The organism is Streptomyces sp. NPDC058289 (genome assembly GCF_042880975.1).
Lineage (GTDB): Bacteria > Actinomycetota > Actinomycetes > Streptomycetales > Streptomycetaceae > Streptomyces > Streptomyces stoeckheimensis.
In genome coordinates, this window is the sequence record NZ_JBHVYI010000056.1 from 1 (window position 1) to 16,869 (window position 16,869).

The window sequence follows — 16,869 nt, forward strand, 5'->3', positions numbered from 1 at the left end:
GGGGTCTGGGGCGGAGCCCCAGGGAACGGTGGAAGGGCGGGTAGGGGACGGCCCCCGCAGGGCCCGACCGCCCGGCCCGCGGGGGCCTCGTACCGCCCGGGTACGGAAACGGGCCGGGCCCGGTGCCCCCGAAGGGGAACCGGGCCCGGCCCGAACCGTCTGCCGACGGCTACCGCTTAGTTGTCGTCCTCGTCGATCAGGAAGCCCCGCATGGGAGACGGCGCCTGCTGCATCGGCTGCGGACCAGCCGGCCGCACCGGAGCCATCGGCTGCGTCATCGCCGGGGACATCTGCTGCTGGCCACCACCGTAGGAGGGGGACATCGGCGACGGACCGCCCATCGGCGACGGGCCACCCATCGACGGACCGCCCATGGAGTGCATCGCACCGGCCGGAGCCATCGACGGGGTCGGCGACGGCGGCAGCGCGGGACCGGCGGGGTTCCGCGGCGGAGCCAGCGAGTCGTCGGCCTGCGTCTCCAGCTGACGCAGCTGCGATTCCAGGTAGGACTTCAGACGGGTGCGGTACTCACGCTCGAAGCCCCGCAGGTCCTCGACCTTGCGCTCCAGCGTGGCGCGGGCGGACTCCAGGGAGCCCATCGCGACGCGGTGCTTCTCCTGCGCGTCCCGCTCCAGCGCGTCGGCCTTGGCGCGGGCGTCCCGCTCCAGGCCCTCGGCGCGCGACCGGGCCTCGCCGACGATCTTGTTGGCCTCGGAGCGGGCCTCCGCGATCGCCTGGTCGGCGGTCTGCTGCGCGAGCGACAGGACGCGGGCGGCGCTGTCGCCACCGGGACCCTGCTGCGGAAGCTGCTGCGGCTGCTGCTGGTGCATCTGCTGACCCATGGGCTGCATCTGCTGGCCCATCGGCTGCATCTGCTGACCCATCGGCTGGCCCATCTGCTGGCCGAGCGGGTTCTGGCCACCCATGGACTGCTGCTGCATGGGGTTGCCCATCGGGCCGGGACCCTGCTGGCCCATGCCCTGCTGCATTCCCTGCTGACCCATCTGCTGCTGCCCACCCATGGTGTGCTGCTGCATGGGGTTGCCCATCGGGCCGGGACCCTGCGGACCGTGCCCACCGGGGCCGGCCGGAAGCTGGGGCGGGCCACCCTGGAGCTGCGGCTGACCCATCGGGGGCTGCTGCTGCGGGGGGCCGGATATGGCCGCGGGCACGGGGGCGCCGGGGCCACGCTGGTCCTGGGGCTCGGGCTTGCGCATGCCCTGCTGCTGCTGGTTCTGCGCAGCGGCACGCGTGGCGGCCGCCAGCTTGGCGCGCAGGTCCTCGTTCTCGCGCAGCAGGCGCGTCAGTTCGGACTCGACCTCGTCGAGGAAGGCGTCGACCTCGTCCTCGTCATAGCCTTCTCGCAGGCGGACGGTCGTGAACTGCTTGTTCCGCACGTCCTCGGGAGTCAGCGGCATGTCTTCTTCACCTCTACGTAGTCGTCGGCAGTCGGCAGGACCGTATCGGGACTGTCCCCGCGCCTGCGGGGAAGCTCATCGTTCACACGCTTCTCGCAGCGGTGCTCACGAAACTGATGAGGATGTAAACGATGATCATCAGAACGAAGAAGGACAGGTCGAGTGCCACGCCCCCGAGACGCAACGGCGGGATGAGCCGCCGAAGGAGCTTGAGCGGTGGATCGGTGACAGTGTAGGTGGCCTCCAGAACGACCACCATCGCCTTGCCGGGCGCCCATGAACGTGCGAACTGGAACACGTAGTCCATGACCAGTCGGAAGATCAGCACGATGAGGAAGCACATCAGCGCGATGTAAACCACTTGCAGTGCTACGCCCATCCCGCGCTTCCCTCTCCCCTGCTTCCGCCCTGTACCCGGTCCCGTATCTGACGGATCGGTCTAGCTTTGGTTGAAGAACCCGCCCTCCGCGATGCGGGCCTTGTCCTCCGCCGTGACATCGACGTTAGCAGGAGACAGCAGGAACACCTTCTGTGTCACGCGTTCAATGCTGCCGTGCAGACCGAAGACGAGACCGGCGGCGAAGTCGACCAGACGCTTCGCGTCCGTGTCGTCCATCTCCGTGAGATTCATGATCACCGGAGTGCCCTCACGGAAGTGTTCCCCGATGGTACGGGCCTCGTTGTAGGTCCGGGGGTGCAGCGTCGTGATGCGGTACGGCTCCCGCTCGGAGACGACCTTGGGCATGATCACGGGGGCGTTCTTCTCCAGATTCGAGCGTTCGGGTGTGATGGACGCCACGGGGGCGATTCGCGCGGGACGTCCGTTTTCAACCGGCATTGGGAGGGGTTCTCTTGGCGCCGGGGGCTGGGCAATTCGTACCGGTTCGTCCGATACGGGCGATTGGTGCGAAACGGGTTGCTGTCGACGGTCCCGCTCGCGCGACCGCTCCGGCTCCGGCTCGGGTTCGAACTCGTCGTCGGGGTCGTACCCCGGGTTGTCGTACCGGTCGTCCTCCACGAGGCCGAGGTAGACCGCCATCTTGCGCATCGCGCCGGCCATTCTCTGAGTCCTCCGCTCTGTGGTGGATCGCCCTGTCGCAGGTGTCTCGCCGTGTCACGAATGTCACCAACTGCCCGCGATCCACGTGGCCTGTCCGCTCATCAGCGGAAATGACCATATTTTCTGCTGTGGTCCGACTTTCTTCGCGACGTTACCCGAGCCGGGGTCTCGCGCCGAGTACCGCAGTGCCGACGCGTACATGTGTCGCACCGGCCGCAACGGCCTGTTCCAGGTCTGCGCTCATCCCGGCCGACACCATCGTGGCAGCCGGATGGTCCGCGCGCAGGCGGGATGACAATTCCACCAGCCGGTCGAAGGCGGCTTGTTCGCGTCCCGCGTAGCGCCCGGCCAGCGGAGCGACCGTCATGAGTCCGTCGATGCGCAGTCCGGGAGCCGCGGCCACGAGGTCCGCCAACTCGGCGAGCTGTTCGGGCGCCGCTCCGCCGCGGGCCCCTCGTTCGCCCGACTCGGCGTCGAGGGCGATCTGCACCAGGCAGCCCAGTTCCCGTCCGGCGCCTTCCGCGGCCGCCGAGAGGGCCGTGACGAGCTTGGGGCGGTCGACGGACTGCACGAGGTGCGCGTATCCCGCCACCGAACGGACTTTGTTCGTCTGCAACTGGCCGACGAAGTGCCAGGTGAGGGGCAGATCCGCACAGGCCTCGGCCTTGGGGGCCGCATCCTGGTCCCGGTTTTCCGCCACGTGACGGACACCCAGGTCCGCCAGCAGTCGTACGTCGCTCGCCGGGTAGGTCTTGGTGACCACGATGAGGGTCACCTCTTCCCGCTTGCGCCCGGCGGCCGCGCAGGCGACCCCGATCCGCTCCTCCACCTGCGCGAGGTTCGAGGCGAGCTCGGACTTACGATCCGTCATTCTTCAGTCCAACCAGACATATCCGGCAAGCCGCCCGGTCATCCGGTCGCGGCGGTACGAGAAGTGGTCCCGCGACTCCAGTGTGCAGAACGGGGACCGCTCGATGTCGGCCACCCCCGCCTCCGCGAGCTGGGCGTGCACTCCCGCCACCACGTCGACGGCCGGTGTCCCCCAGCTCGTCTCGGCGTACGCGGCCGGCACCACCTCGGCGACCGCCGCCCGCATCTCGGCGGGAACCTCGTAACACCGTCCGCACACCGCCGGTCCGGTACGGGCCACCATGCGTGCGGGGTCCGCTCCGAGCGAGACCATCGCCTCGACGGCGGCGCCCACGACTCCGGCGACCAGCCCGGGCCGCCCGGCGTGGGCGGCTCCCGCGATGCCGGCGACCGGGTCGGCCAGCAGGACGGGCGTGCAGTCGGCGGTGAGGACCGCGAGGGCGAGACCCCGACGGGCGGTCACCACCGCGTCCACCGCCGGGATCTCCTCCCGGTCCGGGCCCCACGGGCCGTCGACCACCGCCACGTCCCGGCCGTGCACCTGGTTCATCCAGACCACCCGGTCCGGCGCGATGCCCAGCGCCTTCGCCGCGGCGGCCCGGTTCGCACGAACGGCGGCCGGGTCGTCTCCGACCGCGCCGCCGAGATTGAGCTCCTCGTACGGAACGGCGCTCACCCCGCCCCACCGGTCGGTGAAGGCGAAGTGGGCGCCGCTCTCGCTGTACTGCTCCAGGGTCACTTCAAGAAGTCCGGAACGTCCAGTTCCTCGGCCGGGCTGTCCTGGTACGGCCGGGCCGTCGGGACCTGCGGGGCCGGAGCCTCGGCGACCGGGACCGGCTCGCTGCGGACCGGCTCCTCGCGCGGGGTGACCGAGCCGAGTCCGCCGAAGGCCGGACGGGCCGGCTCGGCGGCACGGACCGGAGCCGGGGCCGGCTCCTCGCGCTTGGTGGAGGCCGCGCCGATGACGTTGTCGCGGCGGGCCGGGGGCTGTCCGCCGTCGAACCCGGCCGCGATGACGGTGACCCGCACCTCGTCGCCGAGCGCGTCGTCGATGACGGCTCCGAAGATGATGTTCGCCTCGGGGTGCGCGGCCTCGCTCACCAGCTGCGCGGCCTCGTTGATCTCGAAGAGACCGAGGTCCGAGCCACCGGAGATGGAGAGCAGCACGCCGCGGGCACCGTCGATGGACGCTTCCAGCAGCGGCGAGGAGATCGCCATCTCGGCTGCGGCCACCGCGCGGTCGTCGCCGCGGGCCGAGCCGATGCCCATCAGGGCCGAGCCCGCCTCGGACATCACGGACTTGACGTCCGCGAAGTCGAGGTTGATCAGACCCGGGGTCGTGATGAGATCGGTGATGCCCTGGACGCCGGACAGCAGGACCTGGTCCGCCGACTTGAAGGCATCGAGGACGCTGACCTGGCGGTCCGAGATGGACAGCAGGCGGTCGTTGGGGATGACGATGAGGGTGTCGACCTGCTCGCGGAGCTGGGCGATGCCGTCCTCGGCCTGGTTCGCGCGGCGCCGGCCCTCGAAGGTGAACGGTCGGGTGACCACACCGATCGTCAGGGCGCCCAGCGAACGCGCGATGTTGGCGACGACGGGTGCGCCGCCCGTTCCGGTGCCGCCGCCTTCGCCGGCGGTGACGAAGACCATGTCGGCCCCCTTGAGGACCTCCTCGATCTCCTCGCGGTGGTCCTCTGCCGCCTTGCGGCCGACATCGGGGTTGGCGCCGGCGCCGAGACCCCGGGTGAGTTCCCGGCCGACGTCGAGCTTGACGTCGGCGTCGCTCATCAACAGCGCCTGGGCGTCTGTGTTGATGGCGATGAACTCGACGCCCTTGAGACCGACCTCGATCATTCGGTTGATGGCATTGACACCACCGCCGCCGACACCGATGACCTTGATGACTGCGAGGTAGTTCTGCGGTGCTGCCACGTCGAAGGCCTCTCGCCTCGAGTTACGTGTCGTTCGCCTCGCGGGCCTGCGGTGCGACGACTGATGCCGAAATTGGGACGGTTCGTACACGCCGACCCGAACCCTAACCCTGAAGTTTAGGGTTATGAGTGTGTCTGTTCCTTGGACTCTTCCGAACAGGACACTAAGTCGACAAGTAGCGCGTGTTCAACGAACACGCCGAACCTCCCGTTTTTCTTTTCACCCTATGTGATCACCCGTATCGGTGGCCAACCAGGGTGCGACGCTGTTCGACCAGACGTCAACTACCGGACACCGCCGGGGCGGTGGGGACGCTCACGTCGAATCGGTCAGCCTTGGGCGAGGCCTTCAGGAGCGCCGTCAGCGCACGCCCCTTCGCCTCGCCCTGTTCGCCGCTCCCCCAGACCACCGACCGGCCGCCGGTCAACTCCAGTACCACCGAGTCGTAGGACCGGACCTTGACCTGCACGGTCTCCTTGCGGACGGATTCCGGGAGGACGCCGGCGATGTGGACGGCCTCGCGCAGCAGCCGTTCCTCGTCGAAACGGCGGCCGCTCGGAGACTGCTGGGAGCTCAGTTCGAGGAGCGGAACGCCCGCCGGTGCTTGTCCGACCGTGTCGAATCGCACACCGGAATCGTCCACTTCCACGAACTGCGCGTCCTTCTTGATGAGCAGAACGGGCTTGCGTTCCGTCACCTTCAACCCGATTCCGTGCGGCCAGGCCCGCACCACATCGACCGAATCGATACGGGGCAGGCGACCGCGGAGCCGGGCTTCGATCTCGTCGGTGTCCACGGACACCAGAGGTGCCCCGACGGGAACGCCCGCCGCCGCCAGCACCTGGTCCCGGGTCAGGACCTCGGTACCGGTGGCGGTGACCTTCTCGACCCGGAGCCAGGAGGACCCGTAGAGCACCCAGGTGCAGCCGGCGGCCAGGAGCAGCGCGAGGACCACGCCGGCGACCACGAGGGGCCCCCGGCGCAGCCCGCCCGGGAGCCGCCCGCCGGGGCGCGGCCCGCCGGGTCCCCCGGGGCCGGGCCCCTTGGGCGGCTTCGGCGACTTGGGGGCCTTCGGGCTCCCCAGCCGCTTGAGGGGGCCGGAGCCCTTCCCGGCGGCTCCCGGACCGCCACGCTGCGCGGTGCTCGCTCCGGCCACTCCTGTGCCTCCTGCGTCGGTGCTTCCCGCCTCAGCGGGCTCTGTTGGCTGCGATCGCCTCGTACACCATGCCGACGAGCAGCTCGTCCGCGTCCCGGCGGCCGAACTCGGCGGCGGCGCGGGACATCTCGTACAGCCGGTGCGGGTCGGCGAGCACCGGGAGGACCTGGCTGAGCACCCACTGGGGCGTCAGTTCCGCGTCGTCCACGAGCAGGCCGCCGCCGGCCTTGACCACCGGCTGGGCGTTGAGCCGCTGTTCGCCGTTGCCGATCGGCAGCGGGACGTAGGCGGCGGGCAGCCCGACGGCGGACAGTTCGGCGACGGTCATCGCGCCCGCGCGGCAGAGCATCATGTCGGCGGCGGCGTACGCGAGATCCATCCGGTCCACGTACGGTACCGGCACATACGGCGGCATCCCGGGCATGTTGTCGACACGCGGCAGTTCGTTCTTCGGACCGACCGCGTGCAGGATCTGGACGCCGGAGCGCTGAAGGGTCGGCGCGACCTGCTCGATCACCTCGTTGAGGCGGCGAGCGCCCTGCGAGCCGCCGGAGACCAGCAGCGTGGGCAGGTTGGGGTCCAGGCCGAAGGCGGCGCGCGCCTCCGGGCGGACCAGTGCCCGGTCGAGGGTGGAGATGGAGCGGCGCAGCGGGATGCCCACGTAGCGGGCGCCGCGCAGCTTGCTGTCGGGGGTGGAGACCGCGACGGCGAACGCGTACCGGGATCCGATCTTGTTGGCCAGTCCGGGCCGGGCATTGGCCTCGTGGACGATGATCGGCACCCCGAGGCGCTTGGCCGCGAGGTAGCCGGGCAGGGCCACGTAGCCGCCGAATCCGACGACGCAGTCGGCCTTGGTGCGCAGGAGGATCTCCTCCGCGGCCTTGATGGTGCCGCGCAGCCGTCCTGGGACGGTGATCAGCTCGGGCGTGGGCCTACGGGGCAACGGGACGGCCGGGATCAGTCCCAGCTCGTAGCCGCGCTCGGGCACCAGGCGGGTTTCGAGTCCGCGTTCGGTGCCGAGGGCGGTGATGCCCACGGAAGGGTCCTGCCTGCGCAGGGCGTCCGCGAGGGCCAGCGCCGGCTCGATGTGGCCGGCGGTCCCCCCACCGGCGAGTACGACATGCACCGAAATTCACCGCTCTCCGGACGGACGCTTCTTGACGCGCCGTCTCATCGACTTCCATCTCTGCCCGGTCCGCGGCCGGCCGTTCTTGGGCCTCCGCATCGCGAGCGCCGCCCGTGCCGCCGGCTCCTCCCGCGCGAAGGCGATGAGAAGTCCGACCGCGAACATGGTCGGCAGCAGGGCCGACCCGCCGTAGGAGAACAGCGGGAGCGGGACCCCGGCGATCGGCAGCAGACCGAGCACCGCACCGATGTTGATCACGGCTTGCGCCGTGATCCAGGTGGTCACGCCTCCCGCGGCAAACCGTACGAAGGGGTCCTCCGTGCGTCCGGCCACGCGGATACCCGCATAGCCTAGGGCCGCGAACAGGGCGAGCACCGACAGCGTCCCCGCCAGCCCCAGTTCCTCACCGGTGATGGCGAAGATGAAGTCGGTGTGGGCCTCTGGCAGTTGCCCCCATTTTTCCACACTGGCACCCAGTCCGGAACCGAACCATCCGCCCGATGCGAGGGCGTAGATTCCGTGGACGGCCTGCCAGCACAGGCCGTTTTCGGGCAGCTCGGTCACTCCGATGCACTGGAGCCGGTCCATGCGGTGCGGGCTGGTCTTGATGAGCAGGGCGACGAGCACGCCCACGAAGGCCAGGACCGCCGCGAACATCCGCGTCGGGGCTCCGGCCAGCCACAACAGGCCGAACAGGATGGCTCCGAGGATCATCGCGGTGCCCATGTCCCCGCCCAGCATGATGAGCCCGAGCAGCAGGAAGGTGACCGGGACCAGCGGCACCAGCAGGTGTTTCCACTGGCTCAGCAGGTCCCTGTCGCCCTTGCGCGCCAGCAGGTCGGCTCCCCAGAGGATGAGGGCCAGTTTGCCGAACTCACTGGGCTGGAGCATGAACGGACCACCAAGGGAGATCCAATTCTGGTTGCCGTTGATCGACACCCCTATCCCGGGCACCTGGACCAGGACCATCAGGAAGAGCGTGCCGGTGAGCACCGGATAGGACAGTGCCCGGTGGAGTTTGACGGGCATCCGGGAGGCGATCAGCAGCAGTCCGGTGCCGATCGCGGCCGCCAGGAACTGCTTCTTGAAGAAGTACGCGTCGCCCAGGCCGAGCTGGAGCGCCTTGATCATGGAGGCCGAGTAGACCATCACCAGGCCGAGCACGGTGATGAGCAGCGAGCTGCCGAAGATCAGGTAATACGCCGTGAGGGGCCGGTCCCAGGCCCGGCGCAGCTGCCGTTGCGTGCGCCGCAGCCGGGTCAGCGGGCCGCCCCCGGCGGGCCGCCCGGGACGCGCCGCGGGGCGTCCGCGGCCCAGCACTCCCCTACCGGCTCTGGGCGCGCCGGGTTTGGCGCCCTTGCCCTCTTTGGCGGTCTGGGCAGCCCTGGCGGTCTTGTCGGCGGACGGCCGCCGCCCCGGCAGCACTTGCTTGGCCGGCATCTGTGATCTTCCCCTCCAACTCGTACGAGGCGAGCAGCCGGTCGGCCGGAGGGAACCTGCCCTGGATCGAGCCGGACCTAGGCCTGCTCGGCGGCCAGTTCGCGCACCGCGTCGGCGAACGCGTCCCCACGCTTGCTGTAGTTCGCGAACATGTCCATCGAGGCACAGGCAGGTGCCAGCAGAACCGTGTCGCCGGGCTCCGCCAGCCGGGCCGCTTCCCGGACCGCCGCGAGCATCGCCCCAGTGTCGGTCCGTGCGAGGTCCACGACCGGGACCTCCGGGGCGTGTCGCGCCAGTGCCTCGGCGATCAGGACCCGGTCGGCGCCCATCAGCACGACGCCCCGCAGCCGCTTCGCGGCCTTCTGTACGAGCTCGTCGAAGGTCGCGCCCTTGGCGAGGCCGCCGGCGATCCAGACCACCGGCTCGAAGGCCGCCAGGGAGGCTTCCGCGGCGTGGGTGTTGGTGGCCTTGGAGTCGTCGACGTACGTGACCCCGCCCACCTCGTCCACGTGGCTGACCCGGTGGGCGTCCGGGCGGAAGTCGCGCAGTCCGTCGCGGACGGCGCGCGGCTCCACGCCGAAGGCGCGGGCCAGGGCTGCGGCGGCGAGGGCGTTGGCGATGTTGTGCGGGGCCGGCGGGTTGACGTCCGCGACCTCGGCGAGTTCCTGGGCGTTCTTCTGCCGGTTCTCCACGAAGGCCCGGTCGACGAGGATGCCGTCGACGACGCCGAACATGGAGGGGCCGGGGGCGCCGAGGGTGAAGCCGATGGCCCGGCAGCCCTCTTCCACGTCCGCCTCGACGACCAGGTCCTCGGTGGCCTTGTCCGCAGCGTTGTAGACGCAGGCCACCGTGTTGCCCTCGTAGATCCGGCCCTTGTCGGCGGCGTACGCCTCCATCGAGCCGTGCCAGTCGAGGTGGTCCGGGGCCAGGTTCAGGACGGCCGCCGAGTGGGGGCGCACCGAGGGCGCCCAATGCAGCTGGTAACTGGAGAGCTCGACGGCGAGTACGTCGTACCGCTCCTCACCGAGGACCACGTCGATGATCGGGGTGCCGATGTTGCCGACGGCCGCCGTCCGGAGGCCGGCGGCCTTCAGGATCGACGCGAGCATCTGGGTGGTGGTGGTCTTGCCGTTGGTGCCGGTGATCGCCAGCCAGGGGGCGGCGTCCGGACCGCGCAGCAGCCAGGCGATCTCCACGTCGCCCACGACGTCCACACCGGCCTCGGCGGCCGCCGCGAACAGCGGGCTGTCGGGCTTCCAGCCGGGCGAGGTGACGACCAGTTCGGCGCCCTCGGGCAGGGTCTGCGCGTCGCCCAGGCGTACGGAGATGCCCGCCGCCTCCAGCTCCGCGGCCCGTGCCCGGTGGCCCTCGCTGTCGCCGCCGTCCACGACGGTGACGACCGCGCCGAGGCCGGCCAGGGCGCGTGCGGCGCTGATGCCGCTCACGCCGAGGCCGGCGACGGTGATGTTCTTGCCGTGCCAGGCGGTCACTTGTCGGCTGCCCATCCCGCGTAGAAGACTCCGAGGCCCACGATCACGCACATGCCCTGGATGATCCAGAACCGGACGACGACCAGGACTTCCGACCACCCCTTGAGTTCGAAGTGGTGCTGCAGCGGTGCCATCCGGAAGACGCGCTTGCCGGTCAGCTTGAAGGAGCCGACCTGGATGACGACCGACATGGTGATCAGGACGAAGAGGCCGCCGAGGAGCGCCATCAGGAACTCCGTGCGGGAGCAGATCGCCAGGCCGGCGAGCGCGCCGCCGAGGGCCAGCGATCCGGTGTCGCCCATGAAGATCTTGGCGGGCGAGGTGTTCCACCACAGGAAGCCGAAGCAGGCACCCATCAGGGCGGCGGCGACGACCGCGAGGTCCAGTGGGTCGCGCACCTCGAAACAGGCGGCCGGGTTGGTCAGGGTCTGCGCGTTGGCGCAGGACTCCTGGTACTGCCAGACGCCGATGAAGGTGTAGGCACCGAAGACCATCACGGCGGCGCCGGTGGCCAGGCCGTCGAGACCGTCGGTGAGGTTCACGCCGTTGGACATCGCCAGGATCATGAACAGCGCCCAGACCACGAACAGCACCGGGCCGATCGACCAGCCGAAGTCCGTGACGAACGACAGCTTGGTGGAGGCGGGGGCGAGTCCGCGCGCGTCCTTGAACTGCAGCGCGAGCACCGCGAAGGCGATGCCGACGATCAGCTGGCCGGCCATCTTGGCCTTGGCCCGCAGACCGAGCGAACGCTGCTTGACGATCTTGATGTAGTCGTCGAGGAAGCCCACCACGCCCATGCCCGCCATCAGCAGGAGGACGAGGAGGCCCGAGAAGGTCGGCTGGCTTCCGGTGATCACCTTGGTGAGGGCGTACGCGATCAGCGTGGCCAGGATGAAGGAGATGCCGCCCATGGTGGGCGTGCCCTTCTTCCCGGCGTGACCGCGCGGCCCGTCGTCCCGGATGAACTGGCCGTAGCCCTTGCGGGCCAGACCCTTGATCAGCAGCGGGGTGCCGATGAGCGTGAGGAAGAGTCCGATGACTCCGGAGAACAGGATCTGCCTCATCGGCCGGCGACCTCGCCGTCGAGCAGGGCCTGGGCCACCCGCTCCAGGCCGGCTGACCTGGAAGCCTTCACCAGCACGACGTCTCCCGGGCGCAGTTCACTGCGCAACAGGTCGACCGCCGCCTGCGCGTCGGACACGAGCACCGACTCCTCACCCCACGAACCCTCGTTATATGCGCCCAGTTGCAGCCAGGAGGCTTCCCTGCCCCCGACCGCGACCAGCTTGCTCACGTTGAGCCGGACGACAAGTCGTCCGACCGCGTCGTGCTCGGCGAGCGCGTCGTCTCCGAGCTCGGCCATCGGGCCGAGCACCGCCCACGTGCGGCCCCCGTTCGCCTTGCCGGCACCGCCCATCGCGGCGAGTGCGCGCAGTGCGGCCCGCATGGACTCGGGGTTTGCGTTGTAGGCGTCGTTGACGATCGTCACGCCGTCCGCCCGCTCGGTGACCTCCATCCGCCACCGGGACAGGCTGCCCGCCCCGGAGAGCGCGGTGGCGATCTCCTCGACGGACATGCCCAGTACGTGGGCGACGGCGGCCGCGGCGAGCGCGTTCGACACGTGGTGCTCACCGTACAGCCGCAAGGTCACGTCGCTGCACCCGGTCGGTGTTCGCAATGTGAAGGAAGGCTGTCCCCTGTCCGTCATCCGGACTTCGGTGGCCCTGATGTCGGCGTCCTCGGCCTCGCCGAAGAGCACCGTACGGGCCTTCGTGCGCCCGGCCATGGCACGTACCAGCAGGTCATCGGCGTTGAGGACGGCGATGCCGCCCTCCGCCTCGGACGGCAGGGCCTCGACGAGCTCGCCCTTGGCCTGCGCGATCTGCTCCCGGCCGCCGAACTCCCCGATGTGCGCAGTGCCGACGTTGAGGACCAGGCCGATGCGCGGGGGCGTCAGTCCGGTGAGGTAGGCGATGTGGCCGATGCCGCGGGCGCCCATCTCCAGGACCAGGTGCTGCGTGTCCTCGGTGACCCGCAGCGTCGTGATCGGCAGGCCGATCTCGTTGTTGAGGTTTCCGGGGGTCCACACGGTCGGCGCGTGGTGCTGCAGGACCTGGGCGATCAGGTCCTTGGTGGAGGTCTTGCCGGCGGAGCCGGTGAGGGCCACGACGTCGGTGCCCAGCCGTTCGACGACGGCTCGGGCGAGCGCGCCGAGGGCGGCCACCACGTCGGGGACGACGATGGCCGGGACGCCGACGGGCCGGGTCGCGAGGACAGCCACCGCTCCGGCGGCCAGGGCGCGTTCGGCGTAGTCGTGGCCGTCCACCCGCTCCCCGACGAAGGCGGCGAACAGGCTGCCTGCCTGGACCTCGCGGGAGTCGTAGACCACGGGACCGGTGACCATGACGGACGGATCCGGTATGTCGTGGGGCTGCCCGCCGATGATGTCGGCGATCTCGGCGAGGGAAAGGGCGATCACTGGTTCACCTCGGCCTGTCGGGGACGCTGGCCTGCTTGGGTCTCGATGGCCGCGCGCAGGACCGCGCGGTCGTCGAAGGGGCGTACGACGCCCGCCGTGTCCTGGCCCTGCTCGTGGCCCTTGCCGGCCACCAGGACGGTGTCGCCCGGCTCGGCGCGCGCGACGGCGGCGGCGATGGCCGCCGCGCGGTCGGCGTCGACGAGGACGGCGCCCCGCTCGGCGGTGGGGACGGACACGGCGCCGCGGAACATGGCGGCGAGGATCACGAGGGGGTCCTCGGAGCGCGGGTTGTCGGAGGTCAGTACGGCGGTGTCGGCGAACCGGGCGGCCGCGGCGCCCATCGGGGCCCGCTTGGTGGTGTCGCGGTCGCCGCCGCAGCCGATGACCACGTGCAGCTTGCCGGTGGTGACCTCGCGCAGGGCCCGCAGGACCGATTCGACGGCGTCCGTCTTGTGCGCGTAGTCCACGACGGCCAGGTACGGCTGTCCCGCGTCGACCCGCTCCAGCCGGCCGGGCACCCCCGGGACCGCGGCGACGCCGTCGGCGGCGGTCTGCGGGTCGAGGCCGGCGGCGGCGAGCGTGACGATGGCGGCGACGGTGTTGGCCACGTTGAACGGGCCGGGGAGCGGGGCGGTGGCCGTGACCCGCTCGCCCGCGGGACCCACCAGGGTCAGGGTCGAGTCCATGTGGCGCGAGACCACGTCCTCGGCGCGCCAGTCGGCCGCCGGGTCGCCCGCGGCGGAGAAGGTCACGACCGGGATCGGCGACTCCTTGGCCAGGCGGCGGCCGTACTCGTCGTCGATGTTGACCACGCCGAGGCGGGCGCGGCGCTCGGTGAAGAGCTGCGCCTTGGCCTGGAAGTAGTCCTCCATGTCGGTGTGGAACTCCATGTGCTCCGGGCTCAGGTTGTTGAAGACGGCCACGTCGAAGACGCAGCCGTCGACCCGGCCGAGCACCAGGGCGTGGCTGGAGACCTCCATGGCGACGGCCTCGACGCCGCGTTCGCGCATGACCGCGAACAGCGCCTGCAGGTCGGTGGCCTCGGGGGTGGTGCGCTCGGACTTGATGCGCTCGTCGCCGACGCGCATCTCGACGGTGCCGATGAGCCCCGTCTTGCGTCCGCCGCCGCGCAGTCCGCCCTCGACGAGGTACGCCGTGGTGGTCTTGCCGGAGGTGCCGGTGATGCCGATCTGGAGCAGGGCCTCGCCCGGCCGTCCGTAGACCGCGGCGGCCAGTTCTCCCATCCGGCCGCGCGGGTCGGCGACGGCGAGGACCGGGAGGCCGGTGGCCGCGGCGCGCTCCGCGCCGGCCGGGTCGGTCAGCACGGCGGCGGCGCCGAGGGCGGCCGCCTGCGCGGCGAAGTCCGCGCCGTGCAGCTTGGCGCCCGGCAGGGCCGCGTACAGGTCTCCGGGGCGCACGGCACGCGAATCGTGCGTGATGCCGGTGATCCGCGTCTGCGCGCCGGGGGTTTCCACTCCCAGCAGCTCCGCCAGCTCGCCGAGGGGAGTCGGGCGGACGGACAGGGGGCGTGGCGCTCCCGGCGGCGCTGCCGGTGCGTCATTCTGGGTGGTTCTGGGCTGATCAGCGTGGGGCACGGCGGTGAGCGTACCGGGCCCGGCGGGCCGCTCGCGAAGCGAGGGCCCGACCTCGGGGGCGCCGGACGCGTGGTTCCCGGATTCGGGGGTGATCGTTGTCACTGATGGTGCCTCACGCTTTTCTGGGGCGGGCCGGCCGGGGCGGCGGTCACTGGCCCGGCTGCGGGCTCGGCCGGGGGCCGGGCTGCGCGCCGGGTTCGTAGGTGACCGGGAGACCGGCGGGAGCGGTTCCGGTGGGAGCGATCTGGAGGGTTTTGAGGGCGAACTCCATGACCTTCTTGTAAATGGGCCCGCAGATCTGGCCACCGAAGTAACTGCCCTTGGTGGGGTTCTGGATGGCGCAGTAGACGGTGATGCGGGGGTTGTCCGCGGGTGCGAAGCCCGCGAAGGAAGCGGTGTAGCCCTTGTAGCGGCCGGTGGCCGGATCCACCCGGTTGGATGTGCCCGTCTTGCCGCCGACCCGGTAGCCGGGGATCCGGGCCTTGGTGCCGGTGCCCTCCTGGTCGTCGACCACCGACTCCAGCATGGCCGCGAGGGTTTTGGCGGTCTCCTTGCTGACCACCTGGTTCTTCGCGGGCGCCGGGGCCGGGGTGAAGCGGCCGTCGGGGCCCTTGGTGCCGCGGACCAGGGTCGGGGCGATGCGGACCCCGCCGTTGGCGATGGTCGAGTACACGGAGGCCGCCTGCATGGCGTTGAGGGACAGGCCCTGGCCGAAGGGGATCGTGTACTGCTGTGAAGTGGACCAGTCCTCGGGCTTGGCGAGGATGCCCCGGGACTCGCCGGGGTAGTTGAGTCCGGTGGGCCGGCCGATGCCGAACTTGTCCAGGTACGAGTACAGGACCTTGTTGGACTCGGGCTGCGTCGGGCCGAGCTGGCCGGTGGCCAGGATGGTGCCGATGTTGGAGGACTTGGCCAGGACCCCGTTGAGGGTCAGGTACCAGGTCGGGTGGTCGATGTCGTCCTTGAAGAGCCGGTCGCCGCGGTGCAGCCGGTTGGGGACCTCGACGTGGGTGTCGGGGCCGGCCTTCTTCTCCTCCAGGACGGCCGCCATCGACATCACCTTGGCGGTGGAGCCGGGCTCGTACACGTCCTGCAGTGCGGCGTTGCCCATGGCGGCGGAGCTGGCCTTGGAGAGGTCGTTGGGGTCGAAGCCCGGGGCGTTGGCCATGGCGAGGACCTCGCCGGTGGTCGTGTCCTGGACGATGACGTACCCGCGGTCGGCCTCCGACTTGGCGACCTGCTCGGTGATGGCGCTCTGCGCGGCCCACTGGATGTCGCGGTCGATGGTCAGCTCGATGTCCTCGCCGGGCACGGCGGGCTTCTCGCTGGACCCTGCGGTCGGCACGCGGCGGCCGCCCGACTGGGCGTACGTGAGCTCGCCGTCCTTGCCGGACAGCTTCTTGTCGAGGGAGGACTCCAGGCCGCCGCCGCCCTTGCCCTCGGCGTTGACGTAACCCAGTATCCCGGCGGCGAGGTCGCCGTTCGGGTACACGCGCTTGCTGCTGTTCTCGTTGAACACGCCGGCCAGGACGTTGGCGCCGGGGCCGTTGTTCTTCTTGTCGGCGGACGCCTTCTCGGCGAAGACCTTCTTGAGGTCCTTGATCTGGTTCCAGACCTGGGGGGTCTGGCGGCGGGCGAGGACGACGTAGCGGGTGTTCTTCGTCTTCAGGCGCGCGGTGAGCTCCTTGACGTCCTTGCCGAGGATCGGCGCGAGGAGCGCGGCCGCCTGCTCGGGGGCGTCGGGGGCCTTGCTCTCCTGCACGGTGAACATGTGCGGGTCCGCGGTGATGTCGTACGCGTCCACGCTGGTGGCGAGCGCCACGCCCTTGCGGTCGGTGATCTCTCCGCGCTCGGCGGCCAGGGTGTAGCTGGCGAAGCGGTTCTCGGAGGCCTTGGCGGAGTACGCGGACGCGTCGACGGCCTGCACCTGGAGCAGCCGTACGACGAACACCAGCATCACCATCGTCAGCCCGACGCTGACCAGCCGCAGCCGGGGCTTGGGGGCGCCGAGCCGGATCGTGTGCGGTTTCCTCGCGGGGGCGGGGCGGCGGGTGGCGGGCCTGGACCCGCCCGGCCGGGCGGTGGCCCGAGCCCGGTCGCCGGCCGGCCGGGGCCGCCCGGGGCCGGGCACCCGCCGGCGCGGCGGCTCCTGCGGGCTCATGCGGCGACCCCCTGGGCCTGTGCGGAACCCGGCTGCGCCTGGACCCCTGGGGCTCCGCCCCGGACCCCGCTCCTCAAACGCCGGAGGGGCTGGATCTGGCCGGCGTCAGCCTGGACGTGCACGTCGCACGCGGCAG

Annotated in this window: 14 protein-coding genes; all 14 read right to left on the reverse strand. The window is 70.8% G+C overall.

The window, feature by feature from the left end; all coding sequences use genetic code 11:
• Window positions 1–176 precede the first annotated feature (176 nt).
• The 14 genes from ACFVX6_RS26135 to ACFVX6_RS26200 all read right to left on the reverse strand — a co-directional run bounded on the left by ACFVX6_RS26135 (window position 177) and on the right by ACFVX6_RS26200 (window position 16,733).
• A complete protein-coding gene (locus ACFVX6_RS26135) occupies window positions 177–1,418 on the reverse strand; it encodes a DivIVA domain-containing protein (protein WP_389695357.1) in 1,242 nt (413 codons plus the stop codon).
• A gap of 82 nt (window positions 1,419–1,500) precedes the next feature.
• Window positions 1,501–1,797, reverse strand: a complete 297-nt coding sequence (locus ACFVX6_RS26140; RefSeq protein WP_030707331.1) for a YggT family protein — start codon at window positions 1,795–1,797, stop codon at window positions 1,501–1,503.
• Between the two features lie 60 nt (window positions 1,798–1,857).
• Window positions 1,858–2,478: a cell division protein SepF gene (locus ACFVX6_RS26145; RefSeq protein ID WP_389695359.1), complete on the reverse strand. Its 621-nt coding sequence runs from the start codon at window positions 2,476–2,478 to the stop codon at window positions 1,858–1,860.
• A 151-nt stretch (window positions 2,479–2,629) separates the two neighbouring features.
• Window positions 2,630–3,349, reverse strand: coding sequence for a YggS family pyridoxal phosphate-dependent enzyme (locus ACFVX6_RS26150; protein ID WP_389695361.1), 720 nt, complete (start codon window positions 3,347–3,349; stop codon window positions 2,630–2,632).
• Between the two features lie 3 nt (window positions 3,350–3,352).
• Window positions 3,353–4,087, reverse strand: a complete 735-nt coding sequence (pgeF, locus tag ACFVX6_RS26155; RefSeq protein ID WP_389695362.1) for a peptidoglycan editing factor PgeF — start codon at window positions 4,085–4,087, stop codon at window positions 3,353–3,355.
• Window positions 4,084–5,283, reverse strand: coding sequence for a cell division protein FtsZ (gene ftsZ, locus ACFVX6_RS26160; protein ID WP_243330151.1), 1,200 nt, complete (start codon window positions 5,281–5,283; stop codon window positions 4,084–4,086). Before ftsZ ends, pgeF begins: the two co-directional genes overlap by 4 nt.
• 280 nt (window positions 5,284–5,563) lie before the next feature.
• Window positions 5,564–6,439, reverse strand: coding sequence for a cell division protein FtsQ/DivIB (locus ACFVX6_RS26165; RefSeq protein WP_389695364.1), 876 nt, complete (start codon window positions 6,437–6,439; stop codon window positions 5,564–5,566).
• A gap of 31 nt (window positions 6,440–6,470) precedes the next feature.
• Complete coding sequence (gene murG / locus ACFVX6_RS26170; RefSeq protein ID WP_243330148.1) at window positions 6,471–7,565, reverse strand: undecaprenyldiphospho-muramoylpentapeptide beta-N-acetylglucosaminyltransferase; 1,095 nt, start codon at window positions 7,563–7,565, stop codon at window positions 6,471–6,473.
• Between the two features lie 6 nt (window positions 7,566–7,571).
• A complete protein-coding gene (gene ftsW / locus ACFVX6_RS26175) occupies window positions 7,572–9,005 on the reverse strand; it encodes a putative lipid II flippase FtsW (RefSeq protein ID WP_389695366.1) in 1,434 nt (477 codons plus the stop codon).
• A 77-nt stretch (window positions 9,006–9,082) separates the two neighbouring features.
• Window positions 9,083–10,510 carry a UDP-N-acetylmuramoyl-L-alanine--D-glutamate ligase gene (gene murD, locus ACFVX6_RS26180; protein WP_389695368.1) on the reverse strand — a complete coding sequence of 476 codons (1,428 nt, stop codon included), beginning with the start codon at window positions 10,508–10,510 and terminating at the stop codon, window positions 9,083–9,085.
• The gene (gene mraY, locus ACFVX6_RS26185) at window positions 10,492–11,562 is read right to left on the reverse strand and encodes a phospho-N-acetylmuramoyl-pentapeptide-transferase (protein WP_250743750.1); all 1,071 of its coding nucleotides are present in this window, start codon (window positions 11,560–11,562) and stop codon (window positions 10,492–10,494) included. Before mraY ends, murD begins: the two co-directional genes overlap by 19 nt.
• Entirely contained in the window at window positions 11,559–12,977 is a 1,419-nt protein-coding gene (gene murF / locus ACFVX6_RS26190; protein WP_389695371.1) for a UDP-N-acetylmuramoyl-tripeptide--D-alanyl-D-alanine ligase, read from the reverse strand. Before murF ends, mraY begins: the two co-directional genes overlap by 4 nt.
• Window positions 12,974–14,674, reverse strand: coding sequence for a UDP-N-acetylmuramoyl-L-alanyl-D-glutamate--2,6-diaminopimelate ligase (locus ACFVX6_RS26195; protein WP_389695373.1), 1,701 nt, complete (start codon window positions 14,672–14,674; stop codon window positions 12,974–12,976). The genes murF and ACFVX6_RS26195 overlap by 4 nt, the downstream gene beginning before the upstream one ends.
• Window positions 14,675–14,720: 46 nt before the next feature.
• On the reverse strand, window positions 14,721–16,733 hold the full coding sequence (locus ACFVX6_RS26200) for a peptidoglycan D,D-transpeptidase FtsI family protein (protein WP_389695375.1): 2,013 nt from the start codon (window positions 16,731–16,733) through the stop codon (window positions 14,721–14,723).
• Between the last annotated feature and the right edge of the window lie 136 nt (window positions 16,734–16,869).